We start from the raw sequence: 17,572 nt of genomic DNA, 5'->3' as shown, positions 1-17,572 counted from the left end.
TGTATGCGGCTTTACGACCGCAAAAGTGATTGGGTGAAGGGGTAACCCTCACCGCAGATATTGCAGCGGCACCATGACGATCTGCGGAAAGATCACCAGAAGGGCCAGCACGATGGTTTCGGCGACGAGGAACGGCCAGACGCCGACCGTGACCTTGCCGAGCGGAATGCGCCCGACACCCGAAACCACATTGAGGACAACACCGACCGGCGGCGTGATGAGGCCGATGGCATTGTTGATGATGAAGAGCACGCCGAAATAGACCGGATCGATACCCGCCTGCTTGACGATCGGCATCAGGACAGGCGTCAGGATCAGGATGGTGGGTGTCAGGTCGAGCGCAGTGCCGACGATGAAGACCAGCACCATGATCACGGCCATCAAGAGCATCGGACGGTCGATCAGCGGTTCGATGAAGCCTGCAACCTCCGCCGGAATATTGGCAGCGGTGATCAGCCAGGCAGAAACAAGTGCTGCGGCAACCAGGAACATGATGATCGATGTGCTCTTGGCAGCCCGAAGCAGCACATGCCACAGATCGGCAGGCTTCAACTCGCGGTAGATGACCATGCCGACGAAGAGTGCGTAAGCCGCAGCAATGACGGCGGCTTCCGTCGGCGTCATGATACCGGCCTTGATGCCGCCGAGAATGATGACCGGCATGCCGAGCGCCCATCCCGCACGGCCCGTTGCGACCAGGCGTTCCTTTGCCGTCGTCTTCGGCAGCGGCTGGACGTTATCCTTGCGCACGACAATCAGCCAGGCAATGATCAAGGATGCGCCCATCAGGATGCCGGGCACGATACCGGCGAGGAAGAGTTGGGTGATCGACACGTTTGCCGCAACACCGAAGACGATGAAGGCCATCGATGGCGGAATGACGGGGGCGATGATGCCGCCGGCAGCGATCAGACCGCCGGAACGCGGAATATTGTAGCCGGCCTTCGCCATCATCGGGATGAGGATCGCCGCGAGTGCGGCGGTATCTGCCGCCGCCGAACCGGAGATCGACGCCATGATGATGGCGGCAACGATGGCAACGATGCCGAGACCGCCGCGAATATGGCCGACCAGCGCAATCGCAAAGTCGATGATGCGGCGCGACAGACCGCCGGAATTCATCAATTCACCGGCCAGGATGAAGAAGGGAATGGCGAGCAGCGTGAAGGTATCGGCGCCGGAGATCATGTTCTGGGCGATGATCGCCGTATTGAACATGCCCATGTACCACATCAGCACGACGCCGCAGAACATCAGCGAAAAGGCAACGGGGACGCCGATTGCCATGGCGCCGAGAAGCGAGCCGACAAAAACCAGAAGTGTCATGTGTCAGCGCTCCGAAAGCTGTTCGATGGTGAGATTTTCACCGGCAAAGGCGGCAATCTCGTCTTCGCGGACCTTGCCGGTCAGAAAGCGGTACAGGCGTTCGAGCGCGATGATGAACATGATTCCGCCGGTGAACATGCCAACGCCATAGACCCAGATCATCGACAGGCCGGTTACGGGCGCATGCATGCTGGCATTGATGGCGGACTGCTTCCACGTTCCCCAGAAGAAGATCGCCGAGCAGAGAAGGATGATGATGTTGGACAGGATCATGCAGACAATGCGCATGCGCCGCGACAGGAACATCACCAGCGTTTCGATGCCCATATGGCTGTTTTCGCGGAAGGTCACGACCGCACCGATGAAGGTGATCCAGACGAAGAAATAGCGCGCCAGTTCTTCCGAGACATTGATGCCCGAATTCATGGTGTAGCGCATGACCACATTGATGAAGACCATGATTGCCATGCCTGCAAGAAGCGCGACGAGAATGGTCTCGAGGATGCGGTAAAAAAGATTGATGACTTTCTGCATCTTCCCCTCCCGAGAATGATACGAAGCGGCGCGAACACGGATAGAGGCGCGCGCGCAACGTTTTAAGCCTGTGGATATGCGTGTCGCGTCAAGCGAGATCGCTCGCCTCGCAACGGACGTTATAGAAGCCCGCGCTTTGCGAGATTGCGCATCAATGCCGTCGTGCCGAAGGTCCATTCCGGACAATCGGATGTGCTGGCCACCCAGTTGATCAGCTTGCCCAATCGCGGGCTTGATATCTCGACGCGGTCACCCTTGGCATGGGTGAAGCCGAGACCTGGACCATGACGATCCTTGACCGGAGCGAACATGGTGCCGAGGAAGAAGACCGCACCATCCGGATACTGGTGATCGCGGTTCAAAAGCTGCGACACCAGATTTTCCGGCGTGCGGCTGATTGCCTGCATCGGGCTGACACCCGTCATGGAGAACCCGTCTTCGCCTTCGACGAGCAGCGAAATCTGTGCCTGCTTCACGTCGTCCAGTGTAAAATTGCCGTCGAACAGACGGATGAACGGGCCGATGGAGCAGGACGCATTGTTATCCTTCGCCTTGCTCAGCAGCAGGGCGGAGCGCCCTTCGAAATCGCGCAGGTTGACGTCGTTGCCAAGGGCCGCGCCGACGATGCGACCATCGGAGGTGACGGCCAGCACCACTTCCGGCTCGGGATTGTTCCACTGCGACTTGGGATGAACGCCGATCAGCGAGCCGCAGCCGACGGACGACATGGGTTGCGCCTTGGAGAAAATCTCCGCATCCGGGCCGATGCCGACTTCCAGATATTGCGACCAGAGGCCCATTTCCTGCAGCAGGCGCTTGACCTCCGCAGCCTTTTCGGAGCCCGCCTCAACACCCTTGAGGCTATCGCCAAGCACCGGAGCCAGACGGCCGCGGATGTCCTGCGCGCGCTGCGGATCGCCCTTGGCCTGTTCTTCGATGACGCGCTCCAGCATGCTGTCGGCGAAGGTGACGCCGGCCGCCTTCACCGCCTGAATATCGTTTGGCGAAAGCAACTGTCCGGCGGAACCATCAAGAAAGGCTTCAAAGGCACCGAGCGCTGCAAACTGCAGCGTGTCGGAAAGACGATCGACGAGATCGTGCTTTTCGAGCAGTTCAGAGACGGTCGGCGCAAGCCTGGAGAGATCGTAGAGAACGCCATCCTTCAACAGGACCGGACATGGGCCGTCTTCGCTCTTGGACCAGACGCGACCGATCAGGATCGCATCCCGATGATCTTCCGGCAAAATTGCAGCAGCATCGACAGTCCTGATTTCGACCAAGCTTGATCCCTCCCACTTTCAGCCCATCCGACCACTGCCTCCACAGCAATTATATTGTCTGGATGTCTGACAACCTGAATACGTCAATCTTCTTAGTATGAGAAAAGTCCTTAGTCCAGCCTGCCAGACGCCGAATTTTCGAGGAAATTTACTGCCCGTGGCGGGCAGGGCCAATCGCGTCGACGCGAAAGGCCTATTCGTAGATTTCCATCTCGAGATTCAAGCGTTTTGCGGCACCCACCAGATGGGCGCGCATGGCGGCGCGCGCGGCTGCCGCATCGGACGCAGCAATGGCCTCATAGATTGGCACATGCTCCTGGATGGTGGTTTCCAGGATTTCGCCGAAGACCGCGCGTGAAAAGGCGACCTTTATCGCCGAGCTGATCCGCTCGGCAATGAAGCCGAGAAACATCGAGAAATAATCGTTCTGCGTCGCCTCTGCCAAGGTGCGATGAAAATCGAGATCGGCAGGAATACCGTCCTTGTCCCAATCCGGCGCATTGCGCATATTGTTGAGCGCCGCTTCCAGCCGGCTCAACTGCTCCGGCGTGCGGTTGACGGCGGCAAGACCGGCGGCCTCGATTTCCAACGGCAGACGCAACTGGAAGAGATCGCGGAATTTGTCGGGATCGGTCAGCTTGGAGCGCTCGATACGGATCGATACGCGATGACGCGGATCGCTGACGAAGGCCCCGACGCCCTGACGTGTTTCGACCGCGCCCTCATTGCGAAGCTGGGCGATGGCCTCTCGCACGACCGAACGGCTGACGCCGAACGTCTTGGACAGCGCATGCTCGGTCGGCAACTTGTCGCCGGCTTTCAGCTTTCCATCATTGATCTCACGCGCGATCTCCGCGGCGATCCGGCCAGGAAGATGATCGGTGCGGTGAATCTGGCTGAACTCCAGCGTCATGATGGCTCCTGGTGGACATGAACGCCGGAGGACGGCGCACTTTCATTCTTCTAGCTAGCCGCTTGTAGGGCAAGCTGGCAACCGGGATTCATGCGAAGCTCCGGATCGAAGGCGGCTTTCAGCCGCTCGATCATCTCCCGCTGGACGGGGCCGAGACGGCTTTCGAAATCCCCGCGCTTCAAGCGGCCGATCCCGTGCTCGGCACTGATGCTGCCGGCGTAACGGTCCAGGACCGCATTGACGATGACCTTCGCCTTGTAAATGTAGTGATCCCGCTCCTCACGCGTGCTGCCGTTGGGCGGAAGCACGTTGAGATGCACATTGCCATCTCCCACATGACCGTAGGATACCGCGAGGCATTCCGGCAGATCCTTGGCCAGTTCCGCCTCCGCTTCTGCAACGAATTCCGCAAGACGCGACAGCGGCACGGAAATGTCGGTGCGCATATGGGCGCCGCGCAGCGCCTGGCCCTCATTCATGCCCTCGCGGAACATCCAGAGTGATTGCGCCTGCGCACGCGAAGAGGCAATCACGCCATCGAGCACCAGCCCGTCTTCCATCACGCCTTCGAGAAAGCGGCTCATCAGATCGCTTGTATCGACCAGACCGGAGCCTGAAATTTCCATCAGCACATAGGCGGCATAATCGCCGGCGATCGGCATTTTCAGATCCGGAATGGCTTCCATGGCAAGCGTGAAGGCGACCGGCGGCATGAATTCGAAAGCCGACATCAGATCGCAGCACTCACGCCGCGCGCGGCGATAGAGCTTGATCGCATCATCGAGCGAGTTCAATCCGAGAAGCGCGGTTTCGACATGCTCGGGGTTGGGATAGAGCTTGACCGAGACGGCGGTGATGATGCCAAGCGTTCCTTCCGCGCCGATGAAAAGCTGCTTGAGATCGATGCCGCGATTGTCCTTGCGAAGCGTCGACAGCCCGTTCCAGATCGTCCCATCCGCAAGAACAACTTCGAGACCGAGCACCAATTCGCGCGTCATGCCATAGCGCAGCACATTGATGCCGCCCGCATTGGTCGAAACGTTGCCGCCGATGCGGCAGGATCCTTGCGCGCCGAGAGACAGCGGAAAGAACATGCCCTTTTCCTGCACCGCATCCTTGAATTCCGACAGGATGCAGCCAGCCTCCACCACGGCGGAAAAATCATCCGTATCGATGGCGCGGATCGCATTCATGCGCTCAAGGCTGAGAACGATCTGGTGATCCGGCGCATCGGGCACGCCACCAAGAACGAGACCGGTATTGCCGCCCTGGGGGACAATGGCGAGGCCAAGCTCTGCGCAGAGCCGCACGGTCGCGGCAACGTCTTCCACATTGCGTGGGCGAATGACGGCAACGGCACTGCTTGAGACATCGCCATGCCAGTCGCGGCAGTAGCGGACCATTTCTGCCGCGTCCGTCAGAACCAGCCCCTCGCCAAGACCGGCCTTCAAAGAAGCCTGCAGCTCCTCGCGTGATTGCGCATGAACCTTGAGCATATGCCCCCTCGCCTCCACCCAGGCGGTGACGCTTCTTTGGCGTCTCCGCTCTTAAATTTTTCGGTTTTTCAAAATACTGTTTTCAAGCCAGTCATATAAGGTTATCAGACAACCTTACAAGTCAAATTTTGTGATGCGGTGGAGGAGAAACCAGATGCATGTAGCGATTATCGGCGCAGCCGGAATGGTAGGACGCAAGCTGACCGAAAGGCTCGTTCGCGAAGGAAGGCTGAACGGCAAGGACATCGAGACATTCACCCTGATCGATGTATTCCAGCCCGAATCGCCAGCCGGCTTCAAAGGTAAGGTCGATGCACGCGCCGCCGATCTTTCCGGCCCCGGCGAGGCCGAAAAGCTGGTCTCCACAAGACCGGACGTGATCTTCCATCTCGCGGCCATCGTTTCCGGCGAAGCAGAGCTCGATTTCGACAAGGGCTATCGCATCAATCTGGACGGCACGCGTTATCTCTTCGATGCGATCCGCATCGCCAATGGTCAGGATGGCTACAAGCCGCGGGTGGTATTCACCTCGTCCATCGCCGTCTTCGGCGCACCGCTTCCTTACCCGATCCCGGATGATTTCCACACCACACCGCTGACCAGCTACGGCACGCAGAAGGCAATCTCGGAGCTGCTGCTGTCCGATTATACGAGACGTGGTTTCTTCGAAGGCATCGGCATTCGCCTGCCGACGATCTGCATCCGCCCCGGAAAGCCGAATGCCGCCGCCTCCGGCTTCTTCTCCAACATTTTGCGTGAACCTCTGGTTGGACTGGAAGCCGTGTTGCCGGTGCCGGAGACCATCCGCCACTGGCATGCTTCGCCCCGTTCGGCTGTCGGCTTCCTGCTGCATGGCGCAACGATCGATACGAACAAAGTCGGTCCACGCCGCAATCTTTCCATGCCAGGCCTCAGCGCCACGGTGGGCGAGCAGATCGAGGCGCTGCGCAAGATCGCGGGCGAAAAGGCCGTCAGCCTCATCCGCCGCGAGCCGAATGAGATGATCATGCGCATGTGCGAAGGCTGGGCACCCGGCTTCGAGGCCACCCGCGCCCGCGAATTGGGCTTTACAGCCGAGACGAATTTTGAAGAGATCATCAAGGTCCATATCGAAGACGAGCTGGGAGGTTTGCTGAAATGATGGAGTCGGGCAAACAAGCGCGCACCATCGCCTTTATCGGCACCGGCCTGATGGGCGGGCCCATGGCCCGCAACCTGTTGAAAGCCGGCTTCACGGTGCGCGTCTGGAACCGCAGTGTGGAGAAAGCGCAGGCGCTGATGGAGCATGGGGCGATCCTCGCCGGCTCCCCTGCTGACGCGGCGAAAGGTGCCGATGTCGTCATCACCATGCTGAGCGATGGCAATGCCGTTGGCAATGTGCTGTTTGACATGGGTGTTGCCGAAGCGCTGGAAAAAGGCGCCATCGTCATCGATAGCAGCTCCATTGCCCCGCCGATCGCCCGCGACCATTCGCAAAAGCTGAAAGTGCTCGGCATTGCCCATGTGGACGCACCGGTCTCAGGCGGCGTGCCGGGCGCAACCGCCGGGACGCTGGCAATCATGGCCGGTGGCGATGAGGCAACGGTGACAAGTCTCGGCGATGTCTTTTCCGCCATGGGTCGCCTGACCTATGTGGGACCATCCGGTGCGGGTCAGCTGTGCAAGCTCGCCAACCAGCAGATTGTCGCCATCACCATCGGCGCGGTGGCGGAAGCCATGATGCTGGTCGAAGCCGGTGGCGCGTCACGCGAAGGGTTCCGCAACGCCATCCGTGGCGGCTTTGCCGAAAGCCGTATTCTCGAGTTGCATGGCGAGCGCATGGTCAAGCGCAACTTCGTGCCCGGCGGTCCCTCCAAATTCCAGTTGAAGGATCTGAACGGCGTTCTTGCCACCGCCAAGGATCTTGATCTGGCGCTGCCGCTGACGGAAGAAGTGACCCGCGCTTTCGACGCCTTCGTCGGCAATGGCGGCGCCGATATCGACCATAGCGGCCTGTTGCTGCATCTGGAAAGACTGAACAAACGCGAGCACCAAGACTGACTTAAAAAATCATACAATTAGACGCCCGAATGTCTTTCGCGATGGCATGACATGACATAGGGTCACCGCCGACCTCGTCGCGCGCTCTGCCGCGGCGGACAACGCGAAGGAGCAAGGCTGTGCGCCCACGCTGCCCGAGCACTGAAAATTAAAGCGATTACAGGGAGTGCACCAATGACAATTCACCAAAACCTTATCGGCGGCGAATGGATCGGATCCGAAACGTCGAAGAACATCAATCCTTCTGACACCAACGAAGTCGTCGGCCTATACGCACAGGCTTCCGCCGAAGACGCCAAGCAGGCGATTGCCGCTGCGAAGGCCGCTTTCCCGGCCTGGTCGCGCTCCGGCATTCTCGAGCGTCACGCTATCCTGAAGAAGACCGCCGATGAAATCCTCGCCCGCAAGGAAGAGCTTGGCGCGCTTCTCGCCCGCGAAGAAGGCAAGGTTCTGGCCGAAGGCATCGGCGAGACCATCCGCGCCGCCCAGATTTTCGATTTCTTTGCCGGCGAAGCACTGCGCCTGGCAGGCGAAGTCATTCCGTCGGCTCGCCCGAACATCGGCGTTGAAGTCACCCGCGAACCGCTTGGCGTCATCGGCATCATCACGCCCTGGAACTTCCCAATTGCCATTCCGGCCTGGAAGATTGCACCAGCGCTTTGCTACGGCAACACCATCGTCTTCAAGCCGGCAGACCTCGTTCCCGGTTGCGCCTGGGCGATCGTCGATATCCTGCATCGCGCAGGCCTGCCGAAGGGCGTCCTGAACCTCGTCATGGGTCGCGGTTCCGTCGTCGGTCAGGCAATGCTCGACAGCCCGGATCTCGCTGGCATCACGTTTACCGGCTCCACCGGCACCGGCCAGCGCGTTGCCGCTTCCTCGCTGCCATTCAACCGCAAGTTCCAGCTGGAAATGGGCGGCAAGAACCCGTTCGTCGTTCTCGATGACGCAGACCTTGGCGTTGCCGTCGAAGCGGCCGCAAATTCCGGCTTCTACTCCACCGGACAGCGTTGCACCGCCTCTTCGCGCATCATCGTCACCGAAGGCATCCACGACAAGTTCGTGGCAGCGCTTTCCGAGCGTCTGGCCAAGATCAATGTCGGCAATGCGATGTCGAAAGACACCCATGTCGGACCGGTGGTCGATGAAAAGCAGTTGAAGCAGGATTGCGACTATATCGAAATCGGAAAGAAGGAAGGCGCCAAGCTCGCCTTCGGTGGCGAAGTGCTGAAGCGCGAAACCCCCGGCTTCTTCCTGCAGCCGACGCTGTTTACCGAAGCCACCAATGACATGCGCATCTCGCGCGAGGAAATCTTCGGACCGGTTGCCTCCGTCATCCGGGTCAAGGATTACGACGAGGCTTTGGCCGTTGCCAACGACACGCCCTTCGGCCTGTCCTCCGGCATCGCCACCACCAGCCTGAAGCACGCAACGCACTTCAAGCGCAACGCCGAAGCCGGCATGGTCATGGTCAATCTGCCGACCGCTGGCGTCGACTTCCACGTGCCATTTGGTGGCCGCAAGGCATCCTCCTTCGGCCCGCGTGAGCAGGGCAAGTATGCCAACGAATTCTTCACCACGGTGAAGACGGCCTACACGCTGGCCTAAATCAACAGGCAGAGACGAAATCCCCGGCTTCGACCGGGGATTTTTTTGGCTTCACGTCGCTGCATTTGGCCCTATGGTAGGCACCATCTGGAATGACGTGAGACGATGATGACCGATATTGCGATGATCGAAGCCGCCCGCCAGCGTATGAACGGCGAGGCAATCCGCACCCCCTTGATGTCTTCTCCCTTTCTTGACGAGATTGCCGGCCGCAAGGTCCTGATCAAGCCGGAATGCCTGCAGCGGACCGGCTCCTTCAAGTTTCGTGGGGGCTGGTCGGCGGTCTCGGCATTGGAACCAGAGGTGCGAAAGCGCGGCGTCATCGCCTTTTCCTCCGGCAATCACGCCCAGGGCGTCGCACTGGCGGCAAGCTTGCACGGCGTGCCCGCCGTCATCATCATGCCGCGCGATGCACCGAAGATCAAAATCGAAAACACCAGAGCCTATGGCGCGGAGGTCGTGCTCTACGATCGCGCCAATGAAGACCGTGACGCGATCGGCGCGACGCTGTCCGAGGAACGCGGCCTGACCTTGATCCGCCCCTATGACGAACCGCTGGTAATCGCAGGCCAGGGAACGGTGGGACTGGAGATTGCCGAACAGGCGCAGGAGGCTGGCATCGAGAAAGCAGAGGTGCTGGTTTGCTGTGGTGGCGGCGGGCTGACATCGGGTGTCGCGCTTGCCTTGGAAGCCAAGGCCCCGGGCCTGAAGGTTCGTACCGCAGAACCCGAACATTTTGACGACGTGGCGCGTTCGCTCGCCTCAGGGAAGATCGAGAGAAACGCAGCCCTCAGCGGCTCCATCTGCGACGCGATCATCACGCCGCAGCCAGGCAACATTACCTTTCCGATCCTCAAGCGCCTTTGTGGTGCTGGTATAGCCGTGACCGAAGAAGAGGCGCTGCGGGCCATGGTGCTCGCCTTCCAGCGCCTGAAAATCGTGGTGGAACCGGGCGGTGCCGTGGCACTGGCAGCCGCCCTTTTCCACGGCAATGAGCTTGAAACCGATTCCGTGATCGCCGTGGCATCCGGCGGCAACGTCGATAGCGCCATCATGGCGGACGCGCTGTCGAAATACGCCTGATCTTCAAGCGTTCAACGAGACGAGGAACATGATCATGGAAATCACCCGCGCTGGCACGAGACCATCGGGCAAAGGCCCTGCCGACTATTTCACCGGAACGGTCCGCATCGATCCACTGTTCAATCCGCATGATGCAGAGCGCGTGCAGGGCGCGCAGGTAACTTTTGAGCCCGGTGCCCGCACAGCTTGGCATACCCATCCGCTTGGTCAGACACTGATCGTCACATCCGGATCGGGCCTGGTCCAGCGCGAAGGTGGCCCGGTCGAAAAGATCGCACCGGGCGATGTCGTCTGGTTCTCACCCGGTGAAAAGCACTGGCACGGCGCATCGCCACAAACCGCCATGACCCATATCGCCATCCAGGAAGTGAAGGACGGCAAGGTCGTGGACTGGATGGAGCAAGTGACCGACGCTCAGTACACGGGCGACTAAAGCGTCGGCCGAACGGACCCACGACGCTCTGACGTGGCGGTTTGAGACGCGCTATTCGGCCAGTCTCGAAAACACCTCATCCGCAATTGCCAGCGATGCCGTCAGCCCCGGGCTCTCGATACCGAAAAGATTGACGAGACCCGCAACGCCATGCCGCTCCGGTCCGTCGATCCTGAAATCCATCGCAGGCTCTGAAGGTCCGGAAATCTTGGGCCTGATGCCGGAATAGGCTGGCTGGAGTGCGTCATCCGGCAAGCCCGGCCAGTAGCGACGGATCGCCTCGTCAAAGCCCGCCGACCGTTTCGGATCGACGGCGTAATCGATGCGGTCGATCCACTCAATATCCGGACCGAAGCGCGCCTGTCCGGCAATGTCGAGCGTCAGATGGACGCCAAGCCCATGGGCATGAGGTGCCGGATAGATCAGCCGCGAAAAAGGCGCTCTGCCTTTCAGCGAGAAATAGGAGCCCTTGGCATAATAGGCTCCAGGAATATGTGCCGAAGGCAGTCCTTCGATGGCGCTGGCAATCTGCGGCGCAACCAGCCCTCCCGCATTGATGAGCGTTCGGCAGGTCAATTCGACCGGCTCGCTCCCGCCGACGAAGACCCGGAAGCCTTCCTCCTCCACGACCGCGCGCAGGAACGGCGCCCTGTAGGCCAGGCTGCCGCCCGCATCTTCCATATCGCCGAGTAGCGCCAGCATGTAGCCATGGCTATCGATAATGCCGGTCATGGGTGACGACAACGCCGCCTTGCAGGAGAGCGCCGGTTCCAGACGCCGGGCCTCGGACGCGCTGATCAGATCCAGCGCCTCGCAACCATTGTAGCGGCCTCGCCGCTGCAGGTCTTCGATAAGAGGAATTTCGCTTTCGGTGGTCGCCACGATCAGCTTGCCGCAGCGGCGATGCGCGACGCCATGACTTTCGCAATAGTCATAGAGCCGCTGGCGCCCCTCCACGCAAAGCCGCGCCTTCAGGCTGCCTTGCGGATAATAGAGCCCGGCATGAATGACCTCGCTATTACGAGAGGAGGTCGCACTGCCGAATTCGGCTTCCTTTTCCAGTACGATAACGGACTGGCCTTGAAGCGCGAGCGCCCTCCCGACCGCAAGGCCGATGACACCCGCCCCTATGATGATCGCATCGATATCCGCCACGCGTCTTTCCAACCTTTTACCCATTGAACCGAAACACCGCTCGGACGTTAAGGAATCGTGAATGCGGTAGATCGGACCTTGTTGGGAGGCAAGTCACGACCAGTATTTTCCCCGCAAGCCCAATCTTATGGAAATTTATCTCTACTGGAACACTAGAGAATAGCGATATTCTGAGTGTCACTATCCCGCAGATCGGCGGTACCGATTTTTGGACGAACAGGAGGGTGCGATGTCTTATTCCAAAGCAGGAAAAGCAAGAGATTTCACGCCGTCAACCGCGCCGCATCGCGGCTGGCAGGCATCGATCCATACAGCGCTCGTCGGCATCTGCTTTGCCTTCGTCGCAGCGGTCATCTTCGGTCTCGTTCCTTAACGAGACTTAGCCGATCGGCCCCTCGGAAATGGGGGCCGCTCGATTTGATGGCGTCGGCGCTGTGCGCCCTTTGAGATTGCCATCGCGATCGAAGACCAGGATATCGAGCGCGATATCGTCCCGGCCAAGCGCCGCCGCAGCCGTGACCCAGGCCTTCTGCGCCACAATATTCCCAAAATCGATCCCGGCCGCCTCAGCCAGCTGAAAGGCATGTGCCACCATATTTGCATTGCGGATGGCGGTGAGAAGTTCGCTTGTCGCGCCCGCTTCTTCGGCAAGTTTTGCCAACGCTTCCAAATCCGCCAGCCCGCGCTTGGAGTGCACGTCCAGCATGCCCTGCGCCAGCTTGGTCATCTTGGCGACCCCGCCCGCGACCGTCACTCGTGGGACCGGATGGGTCTTCAGATATTTGAGCATGCCGCCAATGAAGTCGCCCATGTCGATCAGCGCAGTCTCGGGCAGTCCGTAAAACGCCTGCCCCGCCTTTTCCGACGCATTCCCAGTAGCGCCCAGGAGATGGGGAAGCCCCTCTGCCCGTGCCACATCGATTCCGCGCCAGATCGAGTGGATCCAGGCCGAACAGGAAAAGGGAATGACGATCCCGGTCGTGCCGAGGATGGAGAGACCGCCAACAATGCCGAGACGGCCATTCAAGGTCTTTTCCGCCAGCGTCTCCCCGTCGCGCACGGAGATTTCCACCTCGAAATCGGACTCGGTCCCCGCCACCTCATGGATCGCAGCAAGGATCATCTGACGCGGGACGGGGTTGATCGCGGGCTCCCCCACCGAAAGCGGCAGACCGGGGCGGGTGACAATCCCCACGCCCTTGCCCGCCTTGAAGCTGATGCCGCTTCCCGTCTCCGTTCTGCGCAGCGTGCTCTCGATCAGCGCGCCATGGGTTACATCCGGATCGTCGCCGGCATCCTTGACGATGCCCGCGCGGGCGAACCCGTCGCCCTTCTCCTCCGTTGCGAGAACGAAGGCTGGTCGAGACCCGTTTGGAAGTTCGACATCGACAAGATCGGGGAAGGACCCGGTCAAAAGCGCCTGACAGGCGGCCTTCGTCGCTGCGGCAGCGCATGTGCCGGTGGTCCAGCCACGCCGAAGGTTTTTGCCATCCGTTTCCATGAATGTCCTATAGACCTTGCAGCGTGAGCCGTCATCGGTAAACAACAGACCAACTGCACGATCAAAAGCGCGCCCGGAGTTTAGAATTCTGCCATGACCGCAAAAGCCATCATTATCGGCGCGCCCCGCTCCGGCTCCGGCAAGACCAGCGTCACCATCGGGCTGCTGCGCGCCTTTGCCCGCCGCGGCATCAAGGTGCGCGGCATCAAGACCGGACCAGATTACATCGATCCCGGCTTTCATGCGGTCGCAACCGGTACGCCCGGTCTCAACCTTGACAGCTGGGCGATGCAGCCGGATCTGCTGCATCATCTTCTGACCCAACAGGCAGACGGTGCGGATCTTCTGCTGATCGAAAGCGCCATGGGCCTCTTCGATGGCATTGCCGTCTCCGACAACCGCACCGGCTCGGCCGCTGATCTGGCGCGGCTCTTTCACATCCCCGTCCTCCTGGTCCTCGATGTCTCGGGCCAGTCGCAAACGGCGGCAGCCATGGCCCATGGCTTTGCCCATTACGATCCGGCGGTGAAGATGGCCGCCGTCGTTTTGAACCGCGCGGGCAGCGAACGCCATCGCACGCTTTGCACCGACGCGATCGAAAAGATCGGCCTTCCTGTAGCGGGCTGCGTCATGCGCGATCCATCGCTGACCCTGCCCGAACGGCATCTCGGCCTGGTGCAGGCGAGCGAACACCCGGAAATCGACGCCCATATCGAAAGACTGGCCGATACGATGGAGCGCGCCATCGATCTCGATGCGCTGCTGGCTCTGGCAACGCCCATCGATTTGGCCGAAGGTTCTCTCGACGCGGGAATTGCCCCGCCCGGCCAGCGCATTGCCTTGGCCGAAGACGCCGCCTTCACCTTCCTATACCCGCATCTAAAACGGCAATGGCGGGAGGCCGGCGCCGAGATCCTGCCCTTCTCGCCGCTTGCCGATGAAGCTCCGGACGCGTCCTGCGATATCTGCTGGTTGCCCGGTGGTTATCCAGAGCTTTTCGCCGGACAGTTGGCCGTCGCATCGCGCTTCAAGGCGTCGCTTGCCCAATTTTCGCAGACGAAGCCAGTGCACGGGGAATGCGGAGGCTACATGGTACTGGGGGAAGCGCTGGAAGACGCGAACGGGGTGACGCACGCCATGACCGGGCTACTCTCCCACGTAACCAGCTTCGCCAAGCGGAAGATGAACCTCGGTTACCGTCAGGCCAAGATTGCCGAGACCGGCCCGTTCGGCCAGGCCGGCGATGTTCTACGCGGACACGAGTTCCATTATGCCAGCGTCATCGACGTCGGCACCGATCAGCCCTTCGCCGAAATTGCCGATGGTCTCGGCAAGCCGCTTGGGCCATCCGGCGGCAGGCGCCGCCTTGTCAGCGGAACATTTTTCCACGCGATCGCAAAGGCTTAGCAGGTTCTTTTTCGTGAGGCTGGTGTTCCGTCTGTGGCGGGAGTGGAGGAACGGCTTTGCATTTCCTATATTGCTGAAACACAGCATCCCCCACCTGGAACCACATCTGGAATAAGGACGGATCTTCATGACCGAAAAGTCTCCCGAAAACAACTTTCCCGCAGGCTATCAGCCGCCAGAGGTCTGGCAGTGGGAAAAGGGCAATGGCGGCGCGTTTGCCAATATCAACCGACCGATTGCCGGCCCGACCCATGAGAAGGAACTTCCGGTCGGAAAGCATCCACTGCAACTCTACTCGCTGGCGACACCGAATGGTCAAAAGGTCGGCATTCTTCTGGAAGAGCTTCTGGCCGCCGGCCATTCCGGCGCGGAATATGATGCTTGGCTGATCAAGATCGGCGATGGCGACCAGTTCGGTTCCGGCTTCGTTGCCGCCAATCCGAATTCGAAGATCCCGGTCATGGTCGATCATTCCACACCGGAGCCGACGCGCGTTTTCGAAAGCGGCTCGATCCTGCTTTATCTCGCGGAAAAATTCGGCGCCTTCCTGCCGAAGGAGCACAAGGCCCGCACCGAGGCGCTGAACTGGCTGTTCTGGCAGATGGGTTCTGCCCCCTTCCTCGGCGGCGGCTTCGGCCACTTCTACGCCTATGCGCCAATCCACATCAAATACGCTATCGACCGTTTTGCCATGGAGGCAAAGCGCCAGATGGACGTGCTCGATCGTCATCTCGCCGAAAACCGTTACATGGCAGGCGATGAATATTCGATTGCCGATATCGCCATCTGGCCCTGGTATGGCAACCTGGCGCGCGGACAATCCTATCCGAAGGCGGAAGTGTTCCTGGAAGCAGCAAGCTACAAGAATGTGAAGCGCTGGGCCGATGAAATTGCCGAGCGTCCTGCCGTCAAACGCGGTCGCATGGTCAACAAGGCTTCCGGTGATCCCTCAGAACAGCTACATGAACGTCACGATGCGTCCGATTTCGACACCAAGACGCAGGACAAGATCGGCAAGAGCTGAAGGATAGACGAAATGGCGAACCTGCCCGACATGACCAAACACCGTGGTTTTCCATCCGGCATGCCGGGCACAGGCGTCCAGTTTACCATACGCCGCGCCAATCCGCGCGGCGTCACCCCCATCAAGCAACTGCCGCGCAAGGCGCGTCCCGGCACGCCGGAACATCGTATCGATGCGGCCTTCCTGCATGCGCTTTGGCACCATTTCGGCGCTGAACCCTTCGAGCGCGGCAATCTCGATGCCGCCCGCCTCAGCCTGCTCTTCGGGCGTGAAGTTCTCCCCGCCGAGAAGAATTTCGATCCGCTTTCCTATGAGGCGATGCTCGTGATCGACGAGCGCGTGGCGCGCCAGAGCTTCCCGGAATCCTTCGAGGATTACTTCGACGTCTGAGGCCCAAACAGGCGCCTGCGTCAAAGTGGAGACCTTGAAGAAAGTTTCTGTGCGCGGCGTCAAGAAGATGGTATAGAGCCACCGGTTTCATCATTTTCGGCGGCTCTGACATGGTCAGGCAATTCTCTCATTTTCTTGCCGCTTCGGCACTCATCCTCCTTCCCGTGGCGATGGGTCTTGGCGGAACTGCCCATGGCGGCACCGACTACCCAACCGTCGAAAAACTCGGCGAGGCGCTGTTTCACGAAGTCAATCTGTCGATGAACCGGACGATGTCCTGTTCCACCTGCCACACCTCTGCCAATGGCTTCACCGACATTCGCGATACGGAAAAGGCAGGCCATGCGGTCTCGCTTGGCGATGATGGCAAGTCGCTGGGAGATCGCAACGCGCCGACGGCAACTTACGCCAAATTCTCCCCGCCCTTCGGCAAGGACGCCGAAGGAAACTATATTGGCGGCCAGTTCTGGGATGGACGCGCCGCCACCCTAGAAGATCAGGCCGGCGGCCCGCCGCTGAACCCAATCGAAATGGGGATGGCCGACAAGTCGAGCGTCGTGAAGCGGCTGAAGGAAAACCCCGATTACGTCACCGCCTTTGCAAGCCACTTCGGACCAAACGTATTCGAGAACGATGAGCAAGCCTTCGCCGCCATGGGCAAGGCGCTGGCGGCTTATGAGCGCTCCGATGCGCTTTCCACCTTCGATTCGAAATATGATCGCTTCCTGCGCGGCGAGGAAAAGCTGACGGATCAGGAAGAACTTGGCCGCGTGCTGATGTCGTCCACGCAGTTCACCAACTGCAACACCTGCCACACGATCAAGGGTGAGCATGGCCTCTCGGACGGCGTTTTCACCAACCACAAATACTTCAACATCGGCGTCCCGGCCAACAGACTAGCCCGCGCAGCCAATGGGTCGAAGCCGGATGCTGTCGATCTCGGCCTGGCGCAAAATCCAGCCGTCGGCGACGATCCGGCACAGCGCGGCAAGTTCAAGGTGCCGTCGCTCCGCAATATCGCGGTCACCGGCCCTTACATGCACAACGGCGTGTTCAAGGACCTGCGCACCGTCGTGCTGTTCTATGTGAAGTACAAGAGCAAGAAGCCAAGCCGCCAGATCAACCCGGAAACCGGCGAGAAATGGGATGCGCCGGAGGTTCCGGACAACATCGCCATGGAAGAACTGACGTCCGCCCCGGCACTCGACGACAAGCGCGTCGATGCCATCGTCGCCTTCCTCAAGACGCTGACCGACAAGCGCTACGAACCGCTGCTTGCCAAGGGCGAGAATATCGGACGCCCGGAAGATCCGACCGTCCATGCAATCTCCGCGAAGCCCGGAGAAGCCGCGAAAAATTAAGCCGCCTCAATCACTTCGAGG

At 60.1% G+C, this 17,572-nt stretch carries 17 protein-coding genes; 10 read left to right on the top strand and 7 right to left on the bottom strand.

Annotation, left to right across the window (positions count from 1 at the left end):
• Positions 1 to 48: 48 nt before the first annotated feature.
• The 5 genes from EYC79_RS15110 to EYC79_RS15090 form a co-directional block, all read right to left on the bottom strand.
• Positions 49 to 1,326: a TRAP transporter large permease gene (locus EYC79_RS15110; RefSeq protein ID WP_062424783.1), complete on the bottom strand. Its 1,278-nt coding sequence runs from the start codon at positions 1,324 to 1,326 to the stop codon at positions 49 to 51.
• A 3-nt stretch (positions 1,327 to 1,329) separates the two neighbouring features.
• Positions 1,330 to 1,860 (bottom strand): TRAP transporter small permease, encoded by a 531-nt coding sequence (locus EYC79_RS15105; RefSeq protein WP_130978495.1) that lies wholly within the window; start codon positions 1,858 to 1,860, stop codon positions 1,330 to 1,332.
• A gap of 119 nt (positions 1,861 to 1,979) precedes the next feature.
• On the bottom strand, positions 1,980 to 3,140 hold the full coding sequence (locus tag EYC79_RS15100) for a fumarylacetoacetate hydrolase family protein (protein WP_130978494.1): 1,161 nt from the start codon (positions 3,138 to 3,140) through the stop codon (positions 1,980 to 1,982).
• 193 nt (positions 3,141 to 3,333) lie between these two features.
• On the bottom strand, positions 3,334 to 4,053 hold the full coding sequence (locus tag EYC79_RS15095) for a FadR/GntR family transcriptional regulator (RefSeq protein WP_062424780.1): 720 nt from the start codon (positions 4,051 to 4,053) through the stop codon (positions 3,334 to 3,336).
• 50 nt (positions 4,054 to 4,103) lie between these two features.
• Entirely contained in the window at positions 4,104 to 5,549 is a 1,446-nt protein-coding gene (locus tag EYC79_RS15090; protein WP_130978493.1) for an FAD-binding oxidoreductase, read from the bottom strand.
• A gap of 154 nt (positions 5,550 to 5,703) precedes the next feature.
• On the opposite strand from EYC79_RS15090, the gene denD reads away from it, so the two are divergent.
• From denD to EYC79_RS15065, 5 genes are all read left to right on the top strand, one after another.
• Complete coding sequence (denD, locus tag EYC79_RS15085; RefSeq protein ID WP_130978492.1) at positions 5,704 to 6,690, top strand: D-erythronate dehydrogenase; 987 nt, start codon at positions 5,704 to 5,706, stop codon at positions 6,688 to 6,690.
• The gene (locus tag EYC79_RS15080; RefSeq protein WP_130978491.1) at positions 6,687 to 7,589 is read left to right on the top strand and encodes an NAD(P)-dependent oxidoreductase; all 903 of its coding nucleotides are present in this window, start codon (positions 6,687 to 6,689) and stop codon (positions 7,587 to 7,589) included. The genes denD and EYC79_RS15080 overlap by 4 nt, the downstream gene beginning before the upstream one ends.
• Positions 7,590 to 7,763: 174 nt before the next feature.
• Positions 7,764 to 9,197 carry an aldehyde dehydrogenase family protein gene (locus EYC79_RS15075; protein WP_062424776.1) on the top strand — a complete coding sequence of 478 codons (1,434 nt, stop codon included), beginning with the start codon at positions 7,764 to 7,766 and terminating at the stop codon, positions 9,195 to 9,197.
• Positions 9,198 to 9,305: 108 nt separating this feature from the next.
• Entirely contained in the window at positions 9,306 to 10,280 is a 975-nt protein-coding gene (locus EYC79_RS15070; RefSeq protein ID WP_130978490.1) for a threonine ammonia-lyase, read from the top strand.
• Between the two features lie 34 nt (positions 10,281 to 10,314).
• Positions 10,315 to 10,713: a (R)-mandelonitrile lyase gene (locus tag EYC79_RS15065; protein ID WP_130978489.1), complete on the top strand. Its 399-nt coding sequence runs from the start codon at positions 10,315 to 10,317 to the stop codon at positions 10,711 to 10,713.
• A 51-nt stretch (positions 10,714 to 10,764) separates the two neighbouring features.
• Here the strand turns inward: EYC79_RS15065 and EYC79_RS15060 are convergent, their stop codons facing one another.
• The gene (locus tag EYC79_RS15060) at positions 10,765 to 11,868 is read right to left on the bottom strand and encodes an NAD(P)/FAD-dependent oxidoreductase (RefSeq protein ID WP_130978488.1); all 1,104 of its coding nucleotides are present in this window, start codon (positions 11,866 to 11,868) and stop codon (positions 10,765 to 10,767) included.
• A 229-nt stretch (positions 11,869 to 12,097) separates the two neighbouring features.
• On the opposite strand from EYC79_RS15060, the gene EYC79_RS23480 reads away from it, so the two are divergent.
• The gene (locus EYC79_RS23480; RefSeq protein ID WP_165457044.1) at positions 12,098 to 12,241 is read left to right on the top strand and encodes a hypothetical protein; all 144 of its coding nucleotides are present in this window, start codon (positions 12,098 to 12,100) and stop codon (positions 12,239 to 12,241) included.
• 6 nt (positions 12,242 to 12,247) lie between these two features.
• Here the strand turns inward: EYC79_RS23480 and EYC79_RS15055 are convergent, their stop codons facing one another.
• The gene (locus EYC79_RS15055) at positions 12,248 to 13,369 is read right to left on the bottom strand and encodes a cobalt-precorrin-5B (C(1))-methyltransferase (protein ID WP_130978487.1); all 1,122 of its coding nucleotides are present in this window, start codon (positions 13,367 to 13,369) and stop codon (positions 12,248 to 12,250) included.
• A gap of 93 nt (positions 13,370 to 13,462) precedes the next feature.
• Between EYC79_RS15055 and EYC79_RS15050 the strand changes: the two genes are divergently transcribed.
• The 4 genes from EYC79_RS15050 to EYC79_RS15035 all read left to right on the top strand — a co-directional run bounded on the left by EYC79_RS15050 (position 13,463) and on the right by EYC79_RS15035 (position 17,551).
• A complete protein-coding gene (locus EYC79_RS15050; protein ID WP_111848590.1) occupies positions 13,463 to 14,776 on the top strand; it encodes a cobyrinate a,c-diamide synthase in 1,314 nt (437 codons plus the stop codon).
• A 127-nt stretch (positions 14,777 to 14,903) separates the two neighbouring features.
• Positions 14,904 to 15,800: a glutathione-dependent disulfide-bond oxidoreductase gene (gene yghU, locus EYC79_RS15045; protein WP_062444469.1), complete on the top strand. Its 897-nt coding sequence runs from the start codon at positions 14,904 to 14,906 to the stop codon at positions 15,798 to 15,800.
• 12 nt (positions 15,801 to 15,812) lie between these two features.
• On the top strand, positions 15,813 to 16,190 hold the full coding sequence (locus EYC79_RS15040; protein ID WP_062444471.1) for a hypothetical protein: 378 nt from the start codon (positions 15,813 to 15,815) through the stop codon (positions 16,188 to 16,190).
• A gap of 110 nt (positions 16,191 to 16,300) precedes the next feature.
• Positions 16,301 to 17,551 (top strand): cytochrome-c peroxidase, encoded by a 1,251-nt coding sequence (locus EYC79_RS15035; RefSeq protein ID WP_130978486.1) that lies wholly within the window; start codon positions 16,301 to 16,303, stop codon positions 17,549 to 17,551.
• Positions 17,552 to 17,572 lie beyond the last annotated feature (21 nt).

Origin of the sequence: Agrobacterium cavarae (genome assembly GCF_004310285.1) — a bacterium.
In the GTDB taxonomy this organism is placed as follows: domain Bacteria; phylum Pseudomonadota; class Alphaproteobacteria; order Rhizobiales; family Rhizobiaceae; genus Agrobacterium; species Agrobacterium cavarae.
Note: the sequence above shows the minus strand (reverse complement) of the source record. Positions and strands in the feature narration are given on the sequence as shown.

Coding starts and splice junctions, on each gene's coding strand:
- EYC79_RS15040 (WP_062444471.1), top strand. CDS start 15,813: ATGGCGAACCTGCCCGACATGACCAAACACCGTGGTTTTCCATCCGGC.
- EYC79_RS15105 (WP_130978495.1), bottom strand. CDS start 1,860: ATGCAGAAAGTCATCAATCTTTTTTACCGCATCCTCGAGACCATTCTC.
- EYC79_RS15095 (WP_062424780.1), bottom strand. CDS start 4,053: ATGACGCTGGAGTTCAGCCAGATTCACCGCACCGATCATCTTCCTGGC.
- EYC79_RS15075 (WP_062424776.1), top strand. CDS start 7,764: ATGACAATTCACCAAAACCTTATCGGCGGCGAATGGATCGGATCCGAA.
- EYC79_RS15070 (WP_130978490.1), top strand. CDS start 9,306: ATGACCGATATTGCGATGATCGAAGCCGCCCGCCAGCGTATGAACGGC.
- EYC79_RS15090 (WP_130978493.1), bottom strand. CDS start 5,549: ATGCTCAAGGTTCATGCGCAATCACGCGAGGAGCTGCAGGCTTCTTTG.
- EYC79_RS15080 (WP_130978491.1), top strand. CDS start 6,687: ATGATGGAGTCGGGCAAACAAGCGCGCACCATCGCCTTTATCGGCACC.
- EYC79_RS15035 (WP_130978486.1), top strand. CDS start 16,301: ATGGTCAGGCAATTCTCTCATTTTCTTGCCGCTTCGGCACTCATCCTC.
- EYC79_RS15065 (WP_130978489.1), top strand. CDS start 10,315: ATGGAAATCACCCGCGCTGGCACGAGACCATCGGGCAAAGGCCCTGCC.
- yghU (WP_062444469.1), top strand. CDS start 14,904: ATGACCGAAAAGTCTCCCGAAAACAACTTTCCCGCAGGCTATCAGCCG.
- EYC79_RS15110 (WP_062424783.1), bottom strand. CDS start 1,326: ATGACACTTCTGGTTTTTGTCGGCTCGCTTCTCGGCGCCATGGCAATC.
- denD (WP_130978492.1), top strand. CDS start 5,704: ATGCATGTAGCGATTATCGGCGCAGCCGGAATGGTAGGACGCAAGCTG.
- EYC79_RS15055 (WP_130978487.1), bottom strand. CDS start 13,369: ATGGAAACGGATGGCAAAAACCTTCGGCGTGGCTGGACCACCGGCACA.
- EYC79_RS15050 (WP_111848590.1), top strand. CDS start 13,463: ATGACCGCAAAAGCCATCATTATCGGCGCGCCCCGCTCCGGCTCCGGC.
- EYC79_RS23480 (WP_165457044.1), top strand. CDS start 12,098: ATGTCTTATTCCAAAGCAGGAAAAGCAAGAGATTTCACGCCGTCAACC.